Genomic DNA, 21,421 nt, shown 5'->3' on the forward strand with positions numbered 1-21,421 from the left:
CTGCCTCTCTCTTCGCCGCCACGGCATATTTTGGTGCGGGTAGAGAGACTTGAACTCCCACGCCTTGCGGCACCAGAACCTAAATCTGGCGTGTCTACCAATTTCACCATACCCGCGCCTGCCCGCCTTGAAGAGCTGGCGTATAAGGCCGTCCGGAGCGCGGCGTCTCTATAACACCCGTTTTCCCCGGAGCAAAGGAAAAATGAACGCCCGATGACAGGCCTTGAGGTTCAGAACAGCGGCTCCTCGTAGACCATGGTTCCATCACGGTAGAGGGCGCGCAATTGCGCCGTGCCGTCGCCGCCGACGCTGACGGCAACCGTCAGCGTTTCGGAATCGCGCGCCGTCTCCAGCGCCCGCCCCTCGCCTTCCGGCACATAATACCGCTCGATGCCATAGGACACGCGCTGGTCGGACTTGGTATCGGAGGGCCAGTAGTCGAAAGGCAGGCTCTTGGCGACGACGCTGCCGGCCAACACCGGCAGCGGCTGAAAGGCGGCCTCGGAAACCGTCGACACCCCGTCCGCACCCTTCACCAGCCGCACCCACAGGCTCTGCCGTCCCTCCTCCTTCGGCCATGCGCCGGAAATCGCCGAAGCCGGCACGGTGGAAACGTCATAGCTCAGAATCACATAGTCGCCGCGCAACAGGTCGCGCGGATCGACCGGCGCGGTGCGCAGCATCACCGTCTCGCCGCTTCTTAAAATGGCAGCGCGGCCGAGCACCATATAGGCAAGCGCCGCCGTCTGGGCGAGGCAGACGAGGAGTGCGGCGAGCGCAAAACGCAAGCTTGGCTTCATTGGACACCTCCCGACGTCACCGCCGCCATGCGCCGTTCCAGCGCGATTACCACCCAGGCCGCCAGCGCCACCACGAGGCCGGAGACCAGGAAAAGGCCCGAGGTGCCGAGGATCGAGCCGACCGTCTCCGCAGCGAGATAGAGGATCTCAAGCGCGAAAGCGATATAGGCGAGATAGCGCACCGCGCCATTGTCACGCCCCGCGAGCACGATCGCCCCAACGCTGGCCGCCATGGTCGCGACGCCGATGCCAAGTCGTCCACCGGCATCGTCGAATTCCATATGCAGCCCGCCAATGCCGATCAGGAAGGCGACGAAAGCGTAAAAGGCGGGCGCCGCTCCCGCCCGCTTTGCCACGGCAGACAGCGGCGAGGCCGGCAACGTGCAGAGCAGGAAACCGATGGCCCCGACCACCGCGAGAAGCGCGGCGGCGCGGGTGCTCTCCTCCACCGCCAGACTCCAGACGATCCAGCCGAGCAACAGCAAATAGGCGAGATGCCGCAGCCGCGCCGCGCCCGTATAATAGACGAGCCCGATCAGCACCGCCGCCATGCCCGGCACGACGACGCCCGGCAGCGACGACCAATCGAATGGCGTATCCGAAACCAGGTCGATGAAATAGGCCCAGGCGAGGAAGCCGCAAAGGAAACTCGCCGCGCCCGAGCGAAACGCGACCGCCGTCAGAACCGTGAACGCGAACCAGACGACGAGCATATCGGCAAGGTCGCCGGAGAGATGATACATCTGCCCAATCAGCGACAACGACGCGCCGAAACTGGCGGTACCCAGCATCAGCGCCGCCTGCGCCAGCCCGCGCCGACCCTTGGCCAGCAGCCAAGCAGCGGCGCCATGGAACAGCCAGATCGAAGCGAGCAATAGCACGACGCGCATCAGGCGCGGAATCGCCTCCCAGTTCGAGGCGACCAACAGCAGCAGCGCCGCCGCGATCAGGCAGGCGGCGATCATCATCAAAACGCGGCCGACGCTGAAGCTCGATTCGCGCCCGTCATATTCCGCCAGCAGCGCATCCGCCTGCGGTCTTCCAATCAGCCCCTTGCCGACCCAGATCGCCAGATCCCGCTCCAGCCTGCCACGATACATCGTCACCCCCTCATCTATCCGGCGCTGCCGGCCTATATCGCCAGAGTAGAACGAGGCGGGCCGAAAGGAAATCGATGCGCGCAGACTCATGCGGACATCACCGCTTTGCCTGGAAATCCCATGCGCATGGCGCATGACTTGCATGTTTATATTGCATTGCACAATTCCACAGAAACGGCCTATGTTGAGATCACTGAAGACGGCGGGTCGAGCTTCTCTCCGCACCGGTCTTTAACGAAATATTAAGGCAACCATGAGAGGTTGTCTCAGACGAAGACAATCGGATGACGATCTTCCACCCGCAATATTCGGGGCGCGCACTCCTCCTCCCAGTGCGCTCCGATCAGGCCGGCAACCACTCCTCCTCCCAGGTTGTTGGCCACTGACAATGGCGCCCACCGGATCCTCCTCCCCCGGTGGGCGTTATTCGTTTCGCGCTCTGCGTTTGTTTTCCGCCTCGTCCCTGTCGGTTCCGGCCAACATGCTGCAAGTGCGAACAAGTCTTGGCAAAGCACCAGACAAAATGGCTTTGAACGCCGTGCTAGAGTAGGCATACAACTCCGCCAGACCATGCAAATGATTAATATTTATTCACTCCTGAGGCCGATTGGAGGCAGTGGCCTGCATATTTGCATGGGTGGCATGCCCAATCGGCTCTGTTTGTTCTTCGCAATGCAACATATATTGCTTTCAACAGATTGCAGTCAGCGCCGCGGATGGCAGGCTGGCAAAACACCGAAGAGGATCAAGACCATGAACATCGCACGTACCCTGAACAATTGGCGCAAGTATCGTCAGACCGTCAGCGAACTGGATCGCATGAGCAATCGCGGCTTGAGCGACCTCGGCATTGACCGTTCGGACATCCGTCGCCTCGCCCGCCAGGCAAGCGGCTTCTAATTCTGCCGCACGACGCTTAAAGCGCCGCACGGAATTTCGAAAACGCCTCCGGTTACAAACCGGGGGCGTTTTTTATTGTGCGGATACTTCCATACACTTTAACGCCTATGGCGGAAGCATGACGCAAAAATCCCGGATTGTGACGCATCTTTCATCATCGCACTGCACAAATGCATAGCAGTCGCTCGTTTTTTGCACTGCAGTTCTTTGTTTTACAGATGTATAAAGCGGCCAATCGCTGAGGCGGACGAAACGAACCGCCGGACAGCCGCAAAATTCGAGATTACGTACGAAGGAAGAAGATCATGAACCCGATTCGCATTGCCAAGAACTGGATCAGCTATCGCCGCACGCTCAACGAACTGGGCAACCTGTCGAACCAGGCCCTGAGCGATATCGGCATCACCCGCTTCGATATTCGCAACATCGCATCGCGTTCGTTCCGCTGATATCAGCGGCGAACGCCAGCATTGAGAATTGCCCAAACGGCGCCGCTCGGCGCCGTTTTCGTTTTCAGGCTCGGGTTTTCTGCCGCCGCTTTTCGGAACCTTCTCCATTCGGGCACGTTGCCTTTGAAGACAAGGAGACGTTCCATGCCAAATCGCGAACCGATACCCAGCCCTATCGACGAACAGCCACGTGGCCCCTCGCGTGACGGTCCTCTGCCGGACCGCTCGACAGAAAATCCGCCGGCACCGCCGATCATCAATCCCGGCGACACCAAGAATCCGAACGACCCGCCCCTGGAACCCGCTCTGTTGCCGATCGGCGACCCCGCCGGCATGGCCTGACAAAAAAAGCGCCATACGGCGCTTCGCTGTCGGATTGTTATGATGGCTGAATGCCGCCCGCCTGCGTCAGTGGGCGGCAAGTTGTCGCAGGGCGCTCTGCTGGTGGCGCGAGAGCGTCAACAGGGCTTCGATCTCCCAGTTCTCGCCGAAACGCAGGGCCACGGAAAGCGCCTTCATCGCATCACAAGCCGGACCGTCGGACTCACGCATGTAGACCATGTCGTCGAGATTGGCTTCAAGGGTCGCTGCATCGATCGTCGTCATCCTGTCATCCGTCCGCTTTTAAAGTGTGACGGTTTTAAGGCGCGAAGCTTGCGCAACGCTGTGGCAATGCGATCCGGCGGCGAACGATTGGAACCGGCGCGTCATCGTGATAAGCAGCGCGCATGACACAGACAGCACCCCTTTCACCCATCCACGTCGTCGGCGGCGGGCTTGCCGGCTCCGAGGCCGCCTGGCAGATAGCGCAAGCCGGTATCCCTGTCGTCCTGCATGAAATGCGCGGCACACGCGGCACGGATGCCCACAAGACGGATTCGCTGGCCGAACTCGTCTGCTCGAATTCCTTCCGCTCAGACGATGCGTCCGCCAATGCCGTCGGCGTCATCCATGCCGAGATGCGGCTTGCCAATTCGTTGATCATGACCTGTGCCGACAGGCATCAGGTGCCCGCCGGTAGCGCGCTCGCCGTCGATCGCGACGGTTTTTCGCAAGCCGTGACCGCCGCCATCGAAGCCCATCCGCTGATCACCGTCCGTCGCGAGGAAATCCGGGGCCTGCCGCCGGCGGACTGGGATCTGGCGATCCTCGCCACCGGCCCGCTGACCTCGCCGGCGCTGGCCGACGCCATCCGGGCCGAGACCGGCGCGAATGCGCTCGCATTCTTCGACGCAATCGCCCCAATCGTCCATCGCGATACCATCAATATGGATGTCTGCTGGTATCAGTCGCGCTACGACAAGGTCGGCCCCGGCGGGACCGGCAAGGACTACATCAACTGCCCGATGACGCAGGATGAGTACAACGCCTTCATCGACGCTCTGATCGCCGGTGATACGGTCGGCTTCAAGGAATGGGAAGGAACGCCTTATTTCGACGGCTGCCTGCCAATCGAGGTCATGGCCGAGCGCGGCCGCGAGACCCTGCGCCACGGCCCGATGAAACCCATGGGCCTGACCAACGCCCATAACCCGACCGTGAAACCCTATGCCATCGTCCAGCTACGCCAGGACAATGCGCTGGGCACGCTCTACAATATGGTCGGTTTCCAGACGAAGCTGAAATACGGAAGCCAGGCCGAGATCTTCCGGATGATTCCCGGTCTGGAAAACGCCGAATTCGCTCGCCTCGGCGGCCTGCACCGCAACACCTACATCAACTCGCCAGTTCTGCTCGATCGTTCGCTGACGTTGAAATCGCGCCCTGGCCTGCGTTTCGCCGGCCAGATCACCGGCTGCGAAGGTTATGTGGAAAGTGCCGCCGTCGGCCTGCTCGCCGGGCGTTTTGCGGCTGCGGAACGGAAGGGCAGCACCCTCGCCCCGCCGCCGGCCACGACGGCGCTGGGCTCACTGCTCGGCCACATCACGGGCGGGCATATCGTCCATAACGAGGAGCCGGGCAAACGCTCGTTCCAGCCGATGAACATCAATTTCGGCCTGTTCCCGGAGTTGGAGCCGGGCTCCATCGTCAGGCCCGAGGGCGTCAAGCGCTTTCGCGGCAAGGACAAGGCACTGGTGAAGAAGCAGCTCATCTCCGCCCGCGCATTGAAGGATTGCGCCGACTGGCTGACGCGATCGCAATAGTCGATCAGGAGGTCTGCTGCGCGTTATCCGTGACGCGCGGCGGCGCCACCATTGCCAGGCTGCCGAGCAACCACAACGACACTTCGGCGGCATCGCCGACAGACTTGAACTCGAACTTGCCGCTATGGGCCGGCATGTCGTTGAAGGTGATTTCCAGCCCCTTGCCGTTCGGCAACGGATTGACGCGCGCCATGCCCGGCTCGATCAAATGGCAGGCATAATGGCCACGCATGCTGCGCATGAAGCCGGCCTTGTTGTCATGCAGGCGGACGAAGACGACATTGCCGTCCGTCGTTGCATGCAGGTCGCGGATCGCTTCATTGGGAAAGGCACGGCCGAATTCCATCAGCGCCACGCCCATGTCGTGCAGCCCGTCCTCATCCTGGCGTGCGGCAAGCCGCGTCGCCCAGAAGGCCAGAAAGACCACCGCACAGACGAGGATTACCCAGATCACCAAATTCAACGCCGCTCTCCGATTCTGACCCGCTTGTGGTTCGAAATAGCCGGAGAGGCTTGCGCGAACGTTATCCCCTCAAAAGCGACGGGTAAACCCTGATAGCGCCATGCGCCACTGTCGCCGCCACTGCGGTTCGATCAGCGAGGTGTCGAACAGCCGTGCCCCCGCTGCCTTCGCCTTGCGCAGCACCGGCCCGGCCAGCGCCACCGGTAAAAAGGCAGGGAAGACGCTTGTCGCAATCCGGCCAAGTCCGCCACGCGCCTGCGCCAGATGATCGAGGCCAAGACCGGCAAAGGCTTCGATGGCGGCGGAAATCTGCGTCCCCGCCTTGCCGGCGAGAAAGGTGTCGCGATCGAGACCGGTCGCGGAAAGAATTTCCGTGGGAATGTAGAGCTGGCCGCGATGGCGATGCTGCGGCATGAGCAGGAGCAGGCCTGCAATCGCCTGCGCCACGCCGGCATGCCCGGCGACATCGGCCGAATCGGCCGCCTTGTCGGCATCGAGGACGAGGCTGGCGATCTGGATTAGCGCCGAGGCGGTTTCGCCGGCATAGCCTTCCAGCACTGTGCGGCTTTCCATCGGGTCGTCATAGAGATCGAAAATACGCGCCTCGGTCATGTCGATCAGTGTCTGGCGCGGCAGGCGATAGGTCTCAATGGTTTCCAGAAGCGCGGCGGCCAGTGGATTGGCTTCGCTGGAACCATGCGGCTTGCCCTCCAGCAAGTCGCGCCAATATTGCAGGCGCACCTCGCCGGGCAGAGCATCACGCACCAGATCGCGAATGCGCGCCAGTTCCGCATTGAAGGCATAGAGAGCTGCCAATGCCCCCCGCTTTTCCGGCGGCGCCAGCAGGCAGGCGAGATAACGGTCGCGATCGGTGTCGCGCAGCGTCGACAAGGCGATGTCGAAATGGGAGGTTTCCGGCATCAGACGGCAATCAGGGCGGCGGCGACGGCGCGCGATTCCGACAGCATGATGTTGAAGGTGCGCACGGCAGCGCCCGTGCTCATCGGGTCGGAGCTGATGCCTTTGGCTTTCAGTGCCGTTTTCAACGCCGCCGGCAAGGGCCGCAGATTGGGACCGGTGCCCACCAGCAGCACCTCGATATCGGCGGCCTGATCCAGAACCATCTGGAAATGCGCGACATCGAGCGGCGTTTCCACCGTCATATCCCAGCCGTGAATACCCGAGGGAAGGCACAGGATCGATCCGCGATGCGACATGTCGGCGAAACGGAAGCCGCCATTGCCATAGGCATCGATCGGCGCCCGGCCGGGAAAATGTGCGGAACGGATTTCTATGCCCTTGGCCATGAAAATACGAGCGGCGCCTTTCCAGCGCCGCTTTCCTTCTTACTTCGCCTCTTCGGCCTTGACCGGTTCGCCCTTGACGCGAACATCGGTCACATAGGCGCGAACGACGCGGACGCGGATGCCCTCGGCGATTTCAACTTCCACTTCGCGTTCGTCGACGACCTTGGTCACCTTGCCGACGATGCCTCCAGCGACGATCTGGTCGCCACGGCGAATGTTCTTCAGCGTCTCTTCCCGCTTCTTGGCCTGGGCGCGCTGCGGACGGATCAGCAGGAAATACCAGACGACCATGAGCGGCACGAACAGAAAGATCATTTCCAGACCGGAACCGAGCGGAGAAGCCGCTGCGCCACTCGCTGCCTGGGCGTATGCCTCGGTGATGAACATCGAAAACTCCTTAAACTCGGCAAAAGATAAAAAGGTCGGATCGGTCGTCCGCGCTTTGGTGGCCGGAATATAGTGGCGCACCATATGAATGCAACAAAAAGCCGGCGCGGATCGTACCGATTTGCCGCCTCTTAACCTTTCCGCTCCCAAGACGCCATGGTACCGCCGGTCAAATCCGGTGCGAAACCGGCCCGAAACGGTAAAACAGCGAGGTGGCCCGCATGGACAACGATAGATACGACATTCTCATCACAGAGATTCGCAAGCTGAATACGGCGCTGGAACGCCTTGCCGGCCCGGCGCCCATCGAAAGCGACTGGACATCGGCCGATTGTTTCGTCTGGGCGCCGGGCCGGCTCTATCTGCAGCCGGTGCCGAAGCCGAACCGCGTGGCGCTGACGCTGATCCGCGGCGTCGACCGGGTGCGCGACATCCTGCATGAAAACACCCAGCGTTTCGCGGAGGGATTTCCGGCCAACAACGTGCTGCTCTGGGGCGCGCGCGGCATGGGAAAGTCCTCGCTGGTGAAGGCGGTGCATGAGGATGTGCGCGCCGCCAGCGGCGTGTCTTTGAAGCTGGTGGAAGTGCATCGCGAGGATATCTCGACGCTGCCGGTGTTGCTCGACCTCGTGCGCGACACCCCGCATCGCGTCATCGTCTTCTGCGACGACCTGTCCTTCGACCATGACGACACCGCTTACAAGTCGCTGAAGGCGGCGCTGGACGGCGGCGTCGAGGGCCGGCCGGAAAACGTGGTGTTCTACGCCACCTCCAACCGCCGCCATCTGCTGCCGCGCCACATGATGGAAAACGAGCAATCGACCGCGATCAATCCCTCGGAAGCCGTGGAGGAAAAGGTCTCGCTCTCAGATCGCTTCGGCCTGTGGCTCGGCTTCCACAAATGTAGCCAGGACGATTATCTCGCGATGATCGACGGCTATGCCGCCCATTATGACCTCGGCCTGCCGCAAGACAAGCTCCACGCCGACGCCCTCGAATGGGCGACGACGCGCGGCGGCCGCAGCGGTCGTGTCGCCTGGCAGTATATCCAGGATCTCGCGGGACGGCTGCGCAGGAAGGTGCAGTAAACACAGAGCCTGAGGTTGGCAGGCGCGCGAATTATGCACCCATAAGTTTTACACAAGTCCAGCGTGCGATTGTCTTTCGCACGCAACGGATTTTGCGCAGGACAGGCTTCAGACAGGAATTATTATGGGTAGCGAAAACCTCATTGGCCGGATTTCCAACGCGGCGACGGCAATCAACAACCGTTTCCCGAAGGGTAAGCAGAGCGGCCAGCAATTCGACTTCACGGACACGACCCGAAACGCAGTTGCTGACAAGGCCGCGAGGATGATCAACGAAGGTAGCATGACATCGTCTGAAGCGGTTGCCGCCACGTCTATGCCGGCAGGCACGAAAAACTATATCCTCGGCGTGCAGGAAGCAGCTCATTTCGCGGAACGGACAGGCGATACGGAGTCCGCGCAACTCAATCGAGACACGCTTGCCGCGATGCTTCGTTACCAGAGCCCGGGAAAATGGTGATTGTCATACAGAAAAAGCGCCCTCGGGCGCCTTTTCCTTATGGGTTGGAAATATCCGCCGCTTACTGCAGATAGGTCATCGGGTTGACCGGCGTTGCATCCTTGCGCACTTCGAAGTGCAGCTTCGGCGAGGTGGCGTTGCCGCTCATGCCGGAGGAAGCGATGGTCTGACCGCGCTGGACCTTCTGACCGCGGGTGACATTCAGCGCATCCGCATGGCCGTAGACGGTGACGGTGCCGTCGTCATGGCGCACCAGAACGGTGTTGCCGAGTTCCTTGAGGCCGTTTCCGGCATAGATGACCACGCCGTTTTCCGCCGCCTTGACCGGCGTGCCCGAGGGGACGGAAATGTCGATGCCGTCATTGCGGCTGCCGGCGACATTGGCGCCGTAACCGGCGACGACCGCGCCGCGGACCGGCCAACGATATTTGCCGATGCCGGTGGCGTCGGGTGCTTCTTCGCCGCCATCGTTCTTCTTGGCGACGTCATCGACGGACTGCTTGGCGACAGGCGGCTTGTATTCCTGCGGCTTGCCGGTGGAAGCGACCTGCTTCTCCTCGGCGGCCGGCTTCTGCTCGCCCTTCTTGGACGGAATGGAGGCGGTCTTGACCTCGTCGCCGGCCGGTGCGGCGCTCGCCGCCGGAACGGTCAGCGTCTGGCCGATGCGCAGCGACGCCGTGGTCATGCCGTTGGCTGCCTTCAGCGCCTCGACGCTGACGCCATTGGTCTTGGCGATCTTGGCCAGCGAATCGCCGGGCTTGACGACATAGCCGCCGGCGGGCGCGGTTTCCTTGCCGGCCTTGGCATTCTTTTCCGGCTTGCCGCCATCGGCGGGCGCCAATTTGTTGCCCTGGGCATCAAGGCCAGTCTGCGATTTGTCGCGCAGCGTATTGCCGTTCGGCAGCACAGCGACCTTGTCCGGCGTCTTCGAGGGTGTCGGCAGACCGCCATCCGGCAGTTCACCGGCCTGCGCACTCGCCTTGGCAAGGTTGCGCGGCTGGCCATAGGTCGGAATGACCAACGTCTGGCCGGGCTTCACGGCAGCCGGCGACTTCAAGCCATTGGCGTTCAGGATTTCCTTTTCCGGCACGCCATAACGCTTCGACAGCGTCGCGACCGATTCGCCGGGCTTCAGCCGTACGTTCGGCGCGTTGAAGGTGGTCCAGCCGGTGGATTTCGGGGTGTTGCCGGTGATGATCGCATCGGCCTTGGGCAACTCGCGAATCTCGTTGCGCTTCGGCGGCATCGGCTGCGCCAGCGCGACGTTGCGCTCGGCCCGGGCTGACGACGAGGCCGTGGTCGGATCGGCGAGCTCGGTGCGTTGCACGGCAATCGGGCGGCTCGCCATGCGCGCGCCCGAACCGCCGACGGTGGCGGTGTTGACCGGGTCGTAGGACACGGACGGCTTTTCCGGGAACGGCTGGTTCAGTGCCTCTTCGCGGGCCGACATCATCGGCCGCATCGGCTGGCGCTGCCCCTGCGCGATATCCTGGCTCGGGATCGGCGCCTCGCCGTTCAGGCCGGTGATCGGCCGCCGTGGAATGGAGTTGGTGGTGATGTTCTCGGTGCGGTCGAAGAACCCGCCAAATCGCGAGACATCGGAGCTGCAGCCGGTGGCGGCGCTCGCGAGAAACGCTGCCACGGCAACACGCAGGGCAGACTTTCCGATATATGGCGATACATTGATACGCATGAAAACGACCCACTCAACACGCAACTGAACGATGCCCATTAAAGCGTGTTAGTGTTACCAGCCGGTTAAGCCGGGGGTCTCGAAGCGCACATCATGGCAATTTGATAACCATAAGATGCTGCGCCATGGCTGCACCTCAGAGAAAAGCCGCCAGTTTCGGCACGATCGGCATATAGGGCGCCTCGAACAGCTCCTCGCGATCGAAGCGGCTGCCAGTTTTCGACAGGCGCACCATCATGCAGCGGTCTTCCGCCACCATCAGCGGCGCGATCATAGAGCCGCCGGAAACGAGTTGTTCCGCATAAAATCGCGGCATTGCCGGAAACGCCGCCGTCACCAGGATGCGGTCGAAGGTGCCCTCGCCCTGCAGACCGGCGCTACCGTCCGCATGACGGACGATGACGTTGCGCAAGCCAAGCACGTCCATGCGCTTGTGAGCGGCGTCGGTGAGCGTGCGATACCGGTCGATGGTCAGGACGCGCTCGGCGATGCGACCGATCACGGCGGCGGTAAAACCGCTGCCCGTGCCGATTTCGAGCACGCGCTGGCCGGGCTTGATCTTCAATCGATCGAGAAGCCGCACGGCAAAATCCGCGCCTTCCATGAAAGACCCGCAGTCGATGGGCAGGGTACGGCTGGAGTAGGCGCTTTCGGCAAACAGCGGCGGCACGAACTGGCTGCGCGGCGTCTGCTCGACGGCGGTCAGGAGATCGATGTCGGAAATACCCTCCGAGCGCAGCCGCAACACCAGCGCGGCAAAGCCTTCCTTCTCGATCATCCGCGATGTCACTCGGCAGCTCCCAATGCCTGCGCCAACCGGTCCTGCACGGCATAATCGGTGAGATCCAGCTTGAGCGGCGTCACCGAGATCTTGCCGTTCTGCAGGGCATTGATATCCGTTCCCTCCCGAAAACGGCCGACACGCTCGTTGAAACGCAGCCAATAATAGGGAAAGCCGCGCCCATCGGCGCGCTCTTCGACGCCGAGCGCGAAATCCGTCCTGCCTTGCGCGGTCACCGCGATGCCCTGCACTTCATCCGGCCGGCAATTCGGGAAGTTGAGATTGAGGAAAGTGCCGTCCGGCAGTTCCACATCCAGCATCTGCCGCAGGAGTTTCGGCGCATAGGCCTCGACAACTTCCCACGGCACGACGCGGCCGCCTTCAAGGCGATAGGCCTGGCTGAGCGCCATGGAGCGCACGCCCTGCAGCGTGCCTTCTATGGCGCCGGCCACGGTGCCGGAATAGGTGACGTCGTCGGCAAGGTTAGAGCCGGCATTGACGCCGGAAAGAATCAGGTCCGGCTTGCGGTCCATCACTTCGCGAATACCCATGATCACGCAATCGGTCGGCGTGCCGCGCAAGGCGAAATGCTTGTCCGAGATCTTGCGCAGCCGCAGCGGTTCCGACAGCGTCAGCGAATGGGCAAGGCCGCTCTGGTCGGTTTCCGGTGCGACGATCCAGACATCGTCCGAAAGGCTGCGCGCGATCCGTTCCAGAACCGCGAGCCCCTCGGCATGAATGCCGTCGTCATTGGTCAGCAGGATTCGCAATCGACACTCCTTACAACGCTTTCTCGATGCGCGTCACGCCGCCCATATAGGGCAGCAGCACATCGGGAACACTCACCGAGCCGTCTTCATTGAGGTAGTTTTCGAGCACCGCGATCAGCGCGCGGCCGACGGCGATGCCGGAGCCGTTCAGCGTGTGAACGAACTTCGTGCCCTTGTCGTCCTTGCCGCGATAGCGTGCATTCATGCGTCGCGCCTGGAAATCGCCGCAGACCGAGCAGGACGAGATTTCGCGATAGGTATCCTGGCCCGGCAGCCAGACCTCGATGTCATAGGTCTTGCGCGCGCCAAAACCCATGTCGCCGGTGCACAGCGTCATGGTGCGGAAATGCAGGCCGAGCAACTTCAGCACCTTCTCGGCGCATTCGGTCATGCGCTCATGCTCGGCGATCGCGCTTTCGGCGTCGGTGATCGACACCAGCTCGCATTTCCAGAATTGGTGCTGGCGCAGCATGCCGCGCGTATCGCGGCCGGCGGAACCGGCTTCCGAGCGGAAGGACGGTGTCAGCGCCGTGAAGCGCAGCGGAAGCTTTTCCTGCTCGAGAATTTCGCCGGAGACGAGATTGGTGAGCGTCACCTCGGCGGTCGGGATCAGCCAGCGGCCATCGGTGGTGCGGAACAGATCCTCGGCGAATTTCGGCAATTGCCCGGTGCCGAACATCGCCTCGTCGCGCACCATCAGCGGCGAGCTCACTTCGGTATAGCCGTGTTCGCGGGTATGCAGGTCGAGCATGAACTGGCCGAGCGCCCGCTCCAGCTTTGCGAGCTGGCCGGTGAGCACGGTGAAGCGCGAGCCGGATAGCTTCGCGGCGCGGTCGAAGTCCATCAGGCCAAGGCCTTCGCCGATTTCGAAATGCTCGCGTGCCGGATGGTTCCAGCCGGGCTTGTGCCCGACGACATGGCGCACGACATTGTCGTGCTCGTCCTTGCCAACCGGCACGTCGTCGAGCGGAATGTTGGGAATACGCACCAGATGGTCGTTCAGCTCGCCGCTGACGACACGCTCTTCCTCTTCCGCCGCCGGCAGTGTGGTCTTCAGTTCGGCAACCTCGGCCTTCAGCTTTTCCGCCAGTTCCGAATTCTTCTGCGCCATGGCGGCGCCGATGTCCTTGGAGGCGGCGTTGCGGCGCGATTGCATCTCCTGAACCTTCAGGATGATGGCGCGGCGTTTTTCATCGAGCGCGATCAGGGTTTGCGCCAGCGGCTCCAAGCCGCGCTTGGCCAGCGCGGCGTCGAAAGCTTCGGCATTGTCACGGATCCATTTGATATCGAGCATCGTCGTTCCCGGTCGTCAGATCATTTCCAGCCGGGAGAGCCCTGACAAAAGCATCCCGCCGGCACGCGCTTACGGTCACGACGCGCCCACGGGACGGATGCAGGCAGTGTCAGGCATCGCCGGTTTCGGCGACATCCGTGGAAGCCGGCGCATCGCTCAAAGCCTGGCGGTTGCGTTCTATGACTCGGGCGCAATAGATGGAAATCTCGTAGAGAAGGATCGCCGGCAGCGCAAGACCGATCTGGGACATCGGATCGGGCGGCGTCAGCACGGCAGCGACCACGAAGGCGGCTACGATCGCATATTTCCGCTTCGACGCCAGGCCATCGGCCGTGACGAAACCGACGCGTGCCAGTAGCGACGTGATCACCGGCAGCTGGAACACGAGGCCGAAAGAGAACACCAACGTCATGATCAGGCTGAGATATTCCGACACCTTCGGCATCAGCGAAATCGCAACTTCCCCCTCGCCCGGCTTCTGCTGCATGGCCAGGAAGAACCACATTACCATTGGCGTGAAGAAGAAATAGACAAGCGCAGCACCCAGCAGGAACAGGATCGGCGAAGCGATCAGGAACGGCAGGAAAGCCGAGCGTTCGTTCTTGTAGAGGCCGGGAGCCACGAACTTGTAGACCTGCGCGGCAATCACCGGAAAGGCGATGACCATGGCGCCGAACATAGCCACCTTCACCTGCGTGAAGAAAAATTCCTGCGGCGCGGTGTAAATCAGTTCCGACTTGGCCAAGTCCAGACCGGCCCAGAGCACGGCCCACTTATAGGGAATGACCAGGTAGTTGAACAAATGCTTGGCGAAGGCGAAACAGGCGATGAAGGCAACGAAGAAGGCGCCGATCGACCAGATAAGGCGGGTGCGCAGCTCGATCAGGTGCTCGATAAGCGGCTGTGGCTTGTCGTCGATATCGTTGCTCATGCCTCGTCCTTCTTGGCAGAGTCTGCTTTACGGCCAGCCGCGCTCCATGGGAAAGCAGGCGCTTGCTGCGGTCGTTCGGCCAGCTGAGGCGTAATGACCGGTTCCGGCGCCGCCACCGGAGGCAACGGATCAACGGTCGTCGAGGTCACGCTTGGCGCGGGCTGGGCGGGCGTCGATACAGCGCTCTGGAAATCGGAACGAATCTCGTTCGCCGTCTGCCGCAAAGGACTCATAGCATCCCGCAGCGAATTCACGGGATTGAGGCGTTGCGCGTCGTTGATGGTCTTGCGCACATCGTCCAAATCCGCTTCGCGAAGCGCGTCATCGAACTGCGCCCGGAATTCTCCGGCCATGGAGCGCAAGCGGGTCGTCATTTTCCCGAAGGCGCGAAGCATCGGCGGCAGGTCCTTTGGACCAACGACGACAATAAGAACGACTGCGATGACAAGCAGCTCGCTCCAGCCAACATCCAACATACTCAGGCTCCTCCAGCCGCTCGGCGACCGTTTGCAACGGACGCGCCGGACCGGACCTTAAGACTTGCTCTCGTCGACCTTGTGATCGACAGTCTTGGACTGAGTGGCGTTGTCTTCGTCGCTCATACCCTTTTTGAAATTCTTGATGCCCTTGGCGACATCACCCATCAGTTCCGGAATCTTGCCACGGCCGAACAGCAGCAGGACGATCGCCAGAACGATAAGCCAATGCCACATGCTGAAAGAACCCATCAACGCTACTCCCTGTTTTCGTTTCAAATGATCTAAGATGTTTAGCCAGCTTTTTCAAACACCAAAATGACCCGGGAACGGGCGATATCGCCGATGTCGCAAATCCGCTGTGGACGATGGACGGCATTCTGCGGCGAAAAACGCCTGCCCTTTTTAGCGAATCGCAACAAGCCGCAACGCCAACTCCCTGACATTGCAGGGAAATGGACCGGAGCAACATGCACCGGATCAACCCGAGCCGGCGACATCGGAGGCACCGTCGCGACTACCATTCCGCTCAAGGCCGGCGCGTCGAGCTTTCCAGCGGCGTTTCGACGCGCCTTTGCAAAACGTAATCTCGTGGAGCTTGCCGATGCATCGAGCCGGATTCGTTCGACGATAGGTGACCTATCCGCCCGAATTGTGTCCTTCCGAAGCGAATTGCGCGCAATGCGCTATTCTTCGTCCGATCCGCCGGGCGTCAACAGGCCCAATTCCTCGATATCGGAGGCGGTCATCGGATCCTCGTCCTCAGCCAACTCGTCGTCGGCGGGCGGCAACGGCATGCGGAAGCCGGGAGGAATGCGTCCCGACAGCAGGCCGGCGCCCTTCAATTCCTCCAGCCCTGGCAGGTCGCGCAGGGTTTCCAACCCGAAATGATCGAGAAAATCGCGGGTGGTGCCGAAAGTGACCGGGCGACCCGGCGACCGCCGGCGGCCGCGAAACCGCACCCAGCCCGCCTCCATCAGCACGTCGACCGTGCCTTTCGAAGTCTGGACGCCGCGAATCTCCTCGATTTCAGCGCGTGTCACCGGCTGGTGATAGGCGATGATGGCGAGCACCTCCAATGCGGCGCGCGATAGCTTTCGCGCTTCCGTTTCGCCGCTGCGCAACACGAAAGAGAGATCGGCAGCGGTGCGAAACGCCCAGTGATCCTCGACCTGCACCAGATTCACGCCGCGCGGCGCATAGGCCGCCTTGAGCCGCGCCAGCACCGCACGAGCATCGATCCCGGCCGGCAGGCGCTCGGCGATGGAACGTTCGGAAACCGGCTGGGCCGAGGCAAAGATCAACGCTTCGGCAATGCGCTCGGCCTCGACGAAGGCGCTCTCCACAGCGCCCTGCTCCGCCTCGATCAGGTCGTCTTCCGGTTCGATTTCCACGGCGGCCATCAGACGCCTCACTGTCCGTCGCGCGGCAGAGGTGTCTTCCCGCGGCGCATGAAGATCGGTTCGAAGGCGCCGTCCTGACGGAGCTCCACCTGGCCCTCGCGCGCCAGTTCCAGCGAGGCGGCGAAGGCGCTGGCAATCGCCGTGGCGCGGTCGGCGGGCGCCACGAGATAACGCAGAAGAAAACGGTCGAGCGCATGCCAGTCTTCGCCGATCTCGCCGATCATGCGCATCAGGATGTCGCGAGCATCGGAAAGCGACCAGACCTGCCGCTTCTCGATGGTCACCTGCGTCACCGCCTGCCGCTGGCGCAGATTGGCATAAGCGGAGAGCAGGTCGTAAAGCGTCGCTTCGAACACGGATTTGCGGTCGTCGGCGATATGTTCCGGCGCACCGCGCGCGAAGACGTCGCGGCCGAGGCGGTTGCGGTTGACGAGACGGGTGGCGGCATCACGCATCGCCTCCAGCCGTTTTAGGCGGAAGGCAAGCGTCGCCGCCATCTCCTCGCCCGATGGTCCCTCGTCCTTGGCCTGCTGCGGAATGAGAAGCCGCGATTTCAGATAGGCGAGCCAGGCGGCCATGACGAGGTAATCGGCGGCCAACTCGATGCGCACTTGCCGGGCGGTATCGACGAATTCGAGATATTGCTCGGCCAGCGCCAGAATGGAGATGCGGGCGAGATCGACCTTCTGGGCACGCGCCAGATGCAGCAGAAGATCGAGCGGGCCTTCGAAGCCGCCGACATCGATGACCAGCGCCGGCTCGCCCTCGGCACGCTCCGGCCGCCCGTGCTCCTGCCAGAGCGGGTCCATCGGCGCGGCGCCGTCGGCGGTCGTCGTCTTGCCCTTGGTCACTCAGTCTCCCCTGCTCGTCGCCTTCAAACCATCGGCAGCAATGCGGCAAATTCGGCGCGCAGCGCCGCCTCGTCGGCGGCCTTGGCCTTGCCGAGCGCGGCCTCCACCGCCCTGGCGCGCTGCAGCGCGCGCCCGGCCAGCGGATAGGCTTCGGCCACCACCTGCTTCATTTCATCCATCAGGCCGTTGCAATGCAAGACGATATCGCAGCCGCCGGCGGCAATATTCGCCGCGCGTTCGCCGAGTGTGCCCTTCAGCGCGTTCATCGAGGAATCGTCGGAGATCAGCAACCCTTCGAAACCGATATGCCCGCGAATGATCTCCTCGATCACCTTGCGCGAGGTCGTCGCCGGCCTCTCGGGATCGATTGCGGTATACACGATGTGGCAGGTCATCGCCATGAGCTCGTCCTTAAGGGCGATGAAGGGCGGGAAGTCATGCGCCTCCAGCTCTGCCCGGCTGGCATGCACGACCGGCAGCTCATGATGGGAATCGGCCATGCCGCGCCCATGGCCCGGCATATGCTTCATCACCGGCAGCACGCCACCGGCCTTCAATCCCTCGGCCGCCGCCCGCCCCATGTCGGCGACGACGGCGGGGTCGAAGGCATAGGCGCGGTCGCCGATGACATTGCTGCTACCCTCCACCGGCACGTCCAGCACCGGAAGGCAATCGACATCGATGCCGAAGCGGCTGAGATCGAAGGCATGTAGCCGCGACATCAGCCAGGCGGCACGGCGGCCCTTTTCACGGTCTTCGCGATAGATTGCGCCAAGCAATTGTGCGGATGGGTACTTGTCGAGGATCGGCGGGCGGATGCGCTGCACGCGTCCGCCTTCCTGGTCGATGAACACCGGCGCCCTGCGGCCGACACTGTCGCGCATCTGCGCCACCAGATCGGCGATCTGCGCGGGCTCGCCGATATTGCGGCCGAAGAGGATGAAACCCCAGGGCTGCTCGTTTCGATAGAGCGAAATTTCGTCGGCGGTCAGGGTCAGGCCGCTGCATCCCAGGATCATCGCCTTTGCGTCAGTCATGGATCACTCGTCGTTGGGGGGGACGGACAAACGAAAGCGGCGGCCAGGGACCGCCGCTTCCATCAATTCAAGCAGAACTTACTTGGAGACCAGGCAGGTGCCGCCGGCCGCGCGATATTTGACGCAGAGGGCCGCCGCCGCATCCTTCGAGCCGACCGGGACACGCACGCGGTAGAATGTGCCCTTCCCGGAAATCTCGGCTTTCTTGATTTCGTAGCCACGACCGCCGATCAGGCTGCCAAACTTCGAGGACAGACTGGAATAGGACTTCTTGGCTTCCGCTTCAGACGGCAGCGACGCAATCTGCATGACGTAACCGCCGGGCGCTGCCGCCGATGCAACCTGCTGCTCGGCGGCAGCGGGCTGTTCCTCGGCCGGCTTGCGCACCGTCCCGCGCTCCGTGACCGTGCCGACGACGTTGACCGGCTGGTCGGCCGGGCGGCTGGCGGGAACGGGGGCGGCGGATGCTGACGGCGCCTCGACCTTCGTCGTGCGCACGGTGCGCAGCGGCGGATCGGCCTGGTTTGTCGCGCCCGACTGGTCATCGGACGACGAATCGATGACGGAGGCGATATCCGCCAGCTTCTGCGCGTCCGCAGCAGGTGTCGCCAGCGCCGGCTTCATCTCGGTCGGCGCGGCGGAGGCTTGTGCCGGCTCGGTGGTTTCGCGGGCGACCAGCGTGCCATCGGCCTTGACGACCATGGTGCGGACCTTGCGCGGCGAGACGGCCGCGCCGGAGCCGTCGGCGGTCGGCTTGTCGGTCTTGGCCGCCGCCGGCTGGTCGTCGGCAAGCAGGCGGGCATCCTCGGTCTCGCCGACCGGTGTCTGCATGTTGGCGATCGCATCCTCGCCGCTATCCATCGGCAGGGATTCAGGACCGAGCGTACGCTGCACGACATCGACCGGCTCTTCCGTCGAAGACAGCAGCGAATCCTGCTTCGGCTGTTCCGTGGCATTGCCGGCGACGCGGTCATAGACCGCCTTGTCCTGGTTCGGCACGGTCTTGCCGCCGGGATTTTCCGGCACGACCTTGATCGGATCCGTGTCGGCGGCGATGACGCGCGGACCGGTGGACGATGATCCGGCCGAACCGCCGCCCGGCGCGAAGAACAACGTATAGGCGCCGGCCAGGCCGGCCATGCCGATCACCGCGGCAGCAACGCCAACGATGAGTCCACGCGACAACCGGCGCGGACGCGCCGTTTCCGGCGCGGCATAGCTCATGCCCGGGCCGAGAATCATCGGCTGAGCATGGTCGCCTTCAGCCATTGGCTCGCCCATGGCGCGGCGGAAATCCTCCTCCAGCGCCCGTTCGAACTCGTCGAATTCATCGATGGCCGCCTTGCCGTTTTCGAAACGCTGCGGATCCTTGGTGTCGAGAGCCACCGCAGACGCCGCAACCGGTTCGCTCTCGACCGACTTGATCGGCGCGAAAAGGTTGGCCATCTCGGCATCGATGTCGAGATCGTATTCCGGCTCCGGCGCGATCGTTTCTTCCGGCTCGACAGCCGGCAGCGACGGCACGTCCAGATGCGGCACGACTTCCAGATGCTCCTCGGCATCGGCGATCAGCGCGGGATCGAAAGGCAGTTCGCCATCGTCGGGCATTGCTGCCGGCGCCGCCTTCACAGATGCAGCCGCGACAACAGGAGCCGCCGGTGCCGGAGCGACCGGGGCCACGGGCGCGGAAACGACCGGCGCCTGCATGACCAGTGGCGGAACGAAGCTGGCACGCGCCGGCTGTGGCGCGGCCGGTTCCGGCGCACGGGTCGGCTTGGGCTCCGGCGCTACCGGCGGCGGCTCGTCGAAATTCATGTCGGCGAGTTCAAGCTCGATATTGTCGAAATCGAACTCGAAGGCCGGATCGATCGTGGCGGCCGCCTGCGGCTCGATCACGGGCTTTTCAAAACGGGTTGCGGCGGATTTGGGCTCGGCCATCACATCCGGCATCAGCGACGCCGAAGGCGCGACGGCCGGGCTTTCCGGAACCGGAAAACGGGAGACGTCGTCCAGCAACGCGTCGGAGCTTATGTCCTTGGCGGAGCGGAGACCGCCCTGGGGCATCTGCGGCGCATCCGGCTCGCTGATCACGCTGGTCAATTCTTCCGCCAGACGATCCCACTCGATGGCGGGCTCGTCGAAATGCGGCTCGCGCTGGGCAGAGGCCCGTGCGCTTTCCTCCCGCACATTGCGGGCGATCGGTTCGATGACCGGTGCGGCGGGCACTGGCGCAGCCGCCTCCGGCCGCGCGACCGGTTCGACGGCTACGGCCGGCTGCAGGTTCGAACGCTGGATATTGAAATTCGTGGCAAGAGACCGGAAGCGCGGCGCTGGCGGCGCGACGGGTTCGGCAGCGACCGGTTCTTCGATCACGGGCGCCGTTGCCGGCTCGGTATCGACCGAGTGGCCGACCGCCATTTCCAGCTCGCTGGCGAGATCGAATTCGAAGGCATCGACAGCCGGCGCGGCTTCGGCAGCGGGCTGCTCGGCCGGCACATCCAGCTCGAACGGGGGATCGAAGCTGTAGGAACGGGCGGCAAAGGCCGGCGCCTGGCGGGCCTCGATCGGCTCGGGCTCGACAGACACGGTTTCCGGCTCGATCGCCTCGATGAAGGATGACGCCTCGGCAAAGACTTCGGCCTGCGGCAACTCAGCCGGCTGCTGCTGATCGTCCAGCGTCAGCTCCGGCTCGCGGCGCTCGGCAACAGACGGCTCAGGCCGTGCATCGGCCATTTCCGGCGCGACATTGAGGCGGGCCTCGTCCCGCTCCGGCGCAGTATTGTCGTTGCGCGGCGAATCGAACATCTCGAATTCGCGCAGCAACTCGTCTTCGAGATTGAAGATCGGATGCTGCGGCCGGGGTGCAGCCGCCTCAAGTTCCGGCTCGCGGAGCTTTTCCACGGGCCGAATGTTGACGAAGGAAGGATCTCGCCTCTGAGTGTTCGCGGCAACCGGCTTCGGTTCAAAACCAACGATGCGGGCGAGTTCAGCCAACGGGTCGTCGTCCGCAAATACATCCGGACCCTTCGCCCCACTACGCGCAAATTGTTTCTCTGCCATTACGCTCCACTCACACTGACACGAACC

Annotated in this window: 23 protein-coding genes, 1 tRNA gene and 1 pseudogene; 6 read left to right on the forward strand and 19 right to left on the reverse strand. The window is 62.9% G+C overall.

Going from position 1 to position 21,421, the window contains the following annotated elements:
• Positions 1 to 31: 31 nt before the first annotated feature.
• The 3 genes from P7F60_RS19735 to P7F60_RS19745 form a co-directional block, all read right to left on the reverse strand.
• Positions 32 to 116: transfer RNA gene (locus tag P7F60_RS19735), tRNA-Leu, on the reverse strand.
• Positions 117 to 230: 114 nt separating this feature from the next.
• Complete coding sequence (locus P7F60_RS19740) at positions 231 to 800, reverse strand: GDYXXLXY domain-containing protein (RefSeq protein ID WP_277919396.1); 570 nt, start codon at positions 798 to 800, stop codon at positions 231 to 233.
• Positions 797 to 1,900, reverse strand: coding sequence for a DUF2157 domain-containing protein (locus tag P7F60_RS19745; RefSeq protein ID WP_277919397.1), 1,104 nt, complete (start codon positions 1,898 to 1,900; stop codon positions 797 to 799). Before P7F60_RS19745 ends, P7F60_RS19740 begins: the two co-directional genes overlap by 4 nt.
• A 753-nt stretch (positions 1,901 to 2,653) precedes the next feature.
• On the opposite strand from P7F60_RS19745, the gene P7F60_RS19750 reads away from it, so the two are divergent.
• The 3 genes from P7F60_RS19750 to P7F60_RS19760 all read left to right on the forward strand — a co-directional run bounded on the left by P7F60_RS19750 (position 2,654) and on the right by P7F60_RS19760 (position 3,591).
• On the forward strand, positions 2,654 to 2,800 hold the full coding sequence (locus P7F60_RS19750; protein WP_277919398.1) for a DUF1127 domain-containing protein: 147 nt from the start codon (positions 2,654 to 2,656) through the stop codon (positions 2,798 to 2,800).
• 305 nt (positions 2,801 to 3,105) lie between these two features.
• Entirely contained in the window at positions 3,106 to 3,249 is a 144-nt protein-coding gene (locus P7F60_RS19755) for a DUF1127 domain-containing protein (protein WP_277919400.1), read from the forward strand.
• A 144-nt stretch (positions 3,250 to 3,393) separates the two neighbouring features.
• A complete protein-coding gene (locus tag P7F60_RS19760; RefSeq protein WP_277919401.1) occupies positions 3,394 to 3,591 on the forward strand; it encodes a hypothetical protein in 198 nt (65 codons plus the stop codon).
• A 66-nt stretch (positions 3,592 to 3,657) separates the two neighbouring features.
• Here the strand turns inward: P7F60_RS19760 and P7F60_RS19765 are convergent, their stop codons facing one another.
• A complete protein-coding gene (locus P7F60_RS19765) occupies positions 3,658 to 3,855 on the reverse strand; it encodes a hypothetical protein (RefSeq protein WP_277919402.1) in 198 nt (65 codons plus the stop codon).
• A 122-nt stretch (positions 3,856 to 3,977) separates the two neighbouring features.
• Between P7F60_RS19765 and trmFO the strand changes: the two genes are divergently transcribed.
• Positions 3,978 to 5,393 (forward strand): methylenetetrahydrofolate--tRNA-(uracil(54)-C(5))-methyltransferase (FADH(2)-oxidizing) TrmFO, encoded by a 1,416-nt coding sequence (trmFO, locus tag P7F60_RS19770; RefSeq protein ID WP_277919404.1) that lies wholly within the window; start codon positions 3,978 to 3,980, stop codon positions 5,391 to 5,393.
• Between the two features lie 4 nt (positions 5,394 to 5,397).
• On the opposite strand, the gene P7F60_RS19775 is transcribed toward trmFO, so the two are convergent.
• The 4 genes from P7F60_RS19775 to yajC all read right to left on the reverse strand — a co-directional run bounded on the left by P7F60_RS19775 (position 5,398) and on the right by yajC (position 7,550).
• Entirely contained in the window at positions 5,398 to 5,856 is a 459-nt protein-coding gene (locus tag P7F60_RS19775) for a hypothetical protein (RefSeq protein ID WP_277919405.1), read from the reverse strand.
• A gap of 69 nt (positions 5,857 to 5,925) precedes the next feature.
• Positions 5,926 to 6,777 carry a phytoene/squalene synthase family protein gene (locus tag P7F60_RS19780; RefSeq protein WP_277919406.1) on the reverse strand — a complete coding sequence of 284 codons (852 nt, stop codon included), beginning with the start codon at positions 6,775 to 6,777 and terminating at the stop codon, positions 5,926 to 5,928.
• Complete coding sequence (locus P7F60_RS19785; RefSeq protein WP_277919407.1) at positions 6,777 to 7,163, reverse strand: Mth938-like domain-containing protein; 387 nt, start codon at positions 7,161 to 7,163, stop codon at positions 6,777 to 6,779. Before P7F60_RS19785 ends, P7F60_RS19780 begins: the two co-directional genes overlap by 1 nt.
• 39 nt (positions 7,164 to 7,202) lie before the next feature.
• A complete protein-coding gene (gene yajC / locus P7F60_RS19790; RefSeq protein ID WP_277919408.1) occupies positions 7,203 to 7,550 on the reverse strand; it encodes a preprotein translocase subunit YajC in 348 nt (115 codons plus the stop codon).
• Positions 7,551 to 7,771: 221 nt separating this feature from the next.
• Here yajC and P7F60_RS19795 point away from each other — a divergent pair, with 221 nt between their 5' ends.
• A complete protein-coding gene (locus P7F60_RS19795; RefSeq protein WP_277919409.1) occupies positions 7,772 to 8,638 on the forward strand; it encodes an ATP-binding protein in 867 nt (288 codons plus the stop codon).
• Positions 8,639 to 8,762: 124 nt separating this feature from the next.
• Entirely contained in the window at positions 8,763 to 9,098 is a 336-nt protein-coding gene (locus P7F60_RS19800) for a hypothetical protein (protein ID WP_277919410.1), read from the forward strand.
• Between the two features lie 61 nt (positions 9,099 to 9,159).
• On the opposite strand, the gene P7F60_RS19805 is transcribed toward P7F60_RS19800, so the two are convergent.
• From P7F60_RS19805 to P7F60_RS19855, 11 genes and pseudogenes are all read right to left on the reverse strand, one after another.
• On the reverse strand, positions 9,160 to 10,791 hold the full coding sequence (locus P7F60_RS19805) for a peptidoglycan DD-metalloendopeptidase family protein (RefSeq protein WP_277919411.1): 1,632 nt from the start codon (positions 10,789 to 10,791) through the stop codon (positions 9,160 to 9,162).
• A gap of 136 nt (positions 10,792 to 10,927) precedes the next feature.
• A complete protein-coding gene (locus tag P7F60_RS19810; RefSeq protein ID WP_277919412.1) occupies positions 10,928 to 11,581 on the reverse strand; it encodes a protein-L-isoaspartate(D-aspartate) O-methyltransferase in 654 nt (217 codons plus the stop codon).
• Entirely contained in the window at positions 11,578 to 12,342 is a 765-nt protein-coding gene (surE, locus tag P7F60_RS19815; protein WP_277919413.1) for a 5'/3'-nucleotidase SurE, read from the reverse strand. Before surE ends, P7F60_RS19810 begins: the two co-directional genes overlap by 4 nt.
• 10 nt (positions 12,343 to 12,352) lie before the next feature.
• Complete coding sequence (gene serS, locus P7F60_RS19820) at positions 12,353 to 13,636, reverse strand: serine--tRNA ligase (protein WP_277919414.1); 1,284 nt, start codon at positions 13,634 to 13,636, stop codon at positions 12,353 to 12,355.
• 109 nt (positions 13,637 to 13,745) lie between these two features.
• Positions 13,746 to 14,567: a twin-arginine translocase subunit TatC gene (gene tatC / locus P7F60_RS19825; RefSeq protein ID WP_277919415.1), complete on the reverse strand. Its 822-nt coding sequence runs from the start codon at positions 14,565 to 14,567 to the stop codon at positions 13,746 to 13,748.
• 191 nt (positions 14,568 to 14,758) lie between these two features.
• Positions 14,759 to 15,043, reverse strand: a pseudogene (tatB, locus tag P7F60_RS19830) (Sec-independent protein translocase protein TatB); the annotation flags it as partial.
• A 57-nt stretch (positions 15,044 to 15,100) separates the two neighbouring features.
• Entirely contained in the window at positions 15,101 to 15,295 is a 195-nt protein-coding gene (locus P7F60_RS19835) for a twin-arginine translocase TatA/TatE family subunit (RefSeq protein WP_277919416.1), read from the reverse strand.
• Between the two features lie 434 nt (positions 15,296 to 15,729).
• On the reverse strand, positions 15,730 to 16,446 hold the full coding sequence (gene scpB, locus P7F60_RS19840) for an SMC-Scp complex subunit ScpB (protein ID WP_277919417.1): 717 nt from the start codon (positions 16,444 to 16,446) through the stop codon (positions 15,730 to 15,732).
• Positions 16,447 to 16,454: 8 nt separating this feature from the next.
• Entirely contained in the window at positions 16,455 to 17,255 is an 801-nt protein-coding gene (locus P7F60_RS19845; protein WP_277919500.1) for a ScpA family protein, read from the reverse strand.
• Between the two features lie 65 nt (positions 17,256 to 17,320).
• Positions 17,321 to 18,334, reverse strand: coding sequence for a beta-N-acetylhexosaminidase (nagZ, locus tag P7F60_RS19850; RefSeq protein WP_277919418.1), 1,014 nt, complete (start codon positions 18,332 to 18,334; stop codon positions 17,321 to 17,323).
• Positions 18,335 to 18,412: 78 nt separating this feature from the next.
• Positions 18,413 to 21,235: an SPOR domain-containing protein gene (locus P7F60_RS19855; protein WP_277919419.1), complete on the reverse strand. Its 2,823-nt coding sequence runs from the start codon at positions 21,233 to 21,235 to the stop codon at positions 18,413 to 18,415.
• Positions 21,236 to 21,421 lie beyond the last annotated feature (186 nt).

The organism is Rhizobium sp. YJ-22 (genome assembly GCF_029601685.1).
Taxonomy (GTDB): Bacteria; Pseudomonadota; Alphaproteobacteria; order Rhizobiales; family Rhizobiaceae; genus Metarhizobium.